Origin of the sequence: Kitasatospora sp. MY 5-36, assembly GCF_001182915.1 — a bacterium.
Lineage (GTDB): Bacteria > Actinomycetota > Actinomycetes > Streptomycetales > Streptomycetaceae > Kitasatospora.
This window is the reverse complement of sequence record NZ_LFVW01000677.1, coordinates 1-1,597: the sequence shown is the minus strand read 5'-3', so window position 1 is coordinate 1,597 and position 1,597 is coordinate 1. Positions and strand designations below refer to the sequence as shown.

General features: G+C 76.8%; 3 protein-coding genes and 1 pseudogene. 1 reads left to right on the top strand and 3 read right to left on the bottom strand.

What is annotated here, in order from left to right:
* Positions 1-771 (top strand): LuxR C-terminal-related transcriptional regulator (locus AE652_RS33370; RefSeq protein ID WP_053112408.1); only part of this gene is annotated, 771 nt, incomplete at its 5' end.
* Positions 772-852: 81 nt separating this feature from the next.
* Here AE652_RS33370 and AE652_RS49100 read toward each other — a convergent pair.
* From AE652_RS49100 to AE652_RS33365, 3 genes and pseudogenes are all read right to left on the bottom strand, one after another.
* Positions 853-975: a hypothetical protein gene (locus tag AE652_RS49100; RefSeq protein ID WP_255357467.1), complete on the bottom strand. Its 123-nt coding sequence runs from the start codon at positions 973-975 to the stop codon at positions 853-855.
* The gene (locus AE652_RS49095) at positions 975-1,106 is read right to left on the bottom strand and encodes a hypothetical protein (protein ID WP_255357466.1); all 132 of its coding nucleotides are present in this window, start codon (positions 1,104-1,106) and stop codon (positions 975-977) included. Before AE652_RS49095 ends, AE652_RS49100 begins: the two co-directional genes overlap by 1 nt.
* 77 nt (positions 1,107-1,183) lie before the next feature.
* Positions 1,184-1,597: pseudogene (locus AE652_RS33365) on the bottom strand (lantipeptide synthetase); the annotation flags it as partial.

Here is a 1,597-nt window from a genome sequence, read left to right as displayed (position 1 = left end):
ATCGCGGAGGCCGAGCTGGGCCGCCGTCAGGCCGCGCTGGCCGGGCTGCGCGCCGAGGTGGCCTCGCTGGAGCCGGTGTACCGGGCGCAGGGCGGCGGCGTGGACGGCTCGGTCCGCCTGCTGGAGGACGCCCACGCGGCCGGTTCGGCGCTCGGCTCCGTGGTGGGCGCCGCCAAGGAGGAGGTGCTGACCGTCCAGCCGGGCGGCGGGCATCCGCAGGCGGACCTGACGGAGGCGCTGCCCCGGGACCTGGCCGCGCTGGGGCGGGGCGTCCGGCTGCGGAGCCTGTACCAGCACCCGGCCCGGTTCGACCCGCCCACCCGTTCCTACGCGGAGCTGGTCATCGCCGCGGGGGCGGAGGTCCGGACCCGCGCCGAGGTGCCGGCCCGGCTGGTCGTGGTGGACCGGACCACGGCCTTCGTGCCGGCCCGGCTCGCCACCGGAGCGGCGCTGCTGGTCCGGGAGCCGTCCCTGGTGGCGTACTTCGTCGGGCTCTTCGAGCACGAGTGGAGCCAGGCGGTCCCGTACGACACCGCGCCGAGGGCTGCCCGTACGGTGTCCCGCGAGGTCGAGGACGTGATCGCGGTGCTGCTCGCCGCCGGGGAGAAGGACGACACGATCGCCCGGCGGCTGGGCATGTCGACCCGCACCTGCCGGCGCCACATCGCCGAGCTGCTGGCGCGTCTGGGTGCGCAGAGCCGGTTCCAGGCCGGGGCGTTGGCCGAGCGGGCCGGGCTCACCGTCCCGGCGGACGCCACCGGGCCCTGCTGAGGCCGGCCCCAACCGGCCGGGGACGGCGGACGGAGGCCCGCCGGGTGGTCCCGGCGGGCCTGCGCGTCGTCGGTCGGAGGATTACTCCGCAGCCTCGACCGGGGCGCCGAACGGCAGGTGCAGGTCGGTGCTCCAGTGGCTGAACGGGACGGCCGCGTCGTCCTGGGCGGCCTCGAGCGCCTGGAGGGAGAGGATCGTCGACATCAGAGACCGGCCTCCTCGGCGACGGGCGCCTCGGCGCGGTAGTGGGCGAAGCTGCTCCAGTGGCTGTTGGGCTCGACGGCACCGGTGCCGATCTCGCTCTGGAGGCCCTGGAGGGCCAGGATCTGGGTCATGGTCGTTCCTTTCCGTGGTGGTGCCGGCCACCGGATGGTGGCCGTGGTGGTCCCCCCGGTCGCGGGGCCTCGAAGCCTCAGGGCCGCGAAGCCTCAGGACCGGGGAAGTCGGTGATGCCGGGCAGCGGCACCGGGCCGAGGACGGCCTCGTGCAGCGCGACCAGGACTCCGGCGGCGCCGGTGGCCAGGTCCGCCGACAGGCGCATCGAGCGCCGGCCCGGGAAGGCGAGGTGGCCGCGATGGTTCATCACGTGCCACTCCAGCAGCCGCAGGTGGCGGTCGGCCTCGGCCCGGCGTCCGCTGCGCAGCAGGTGCAGTACCAGGCCGGCCCGGCCCTCGAACAGGCCGGCCGCCGCGATCAGGTCGGGGAGGCAGGCGCGGTCGGCGGCGGCGGTCGCCTGGGCGAACCGGCCGGGCAGCCGGCCCGCGCCGTCGGGTCGGTCCGCCCCGCTGTGCCGCGCCAGCTCGGAGATCAGCCGGGCGGTGCCGAC

Bases quoted from the DNA above. Each gene is read 5' to 3' on its own strand.
- AE652_RS49100 (WP_255357467.1), bottom strand. From the start codon at position 975: ATGTCGACGATCCTCTCCCTCCAGGCGCTCGAGGCCGCCCAGGACGAC.
- AE652_RS49095 (WP_255357466.1), bottom strand. From the start codon at position 1,106: ATGACCCAGATCCTGGCCCTCCAGGGCCTCCAGAGCGAGATCGGCACC.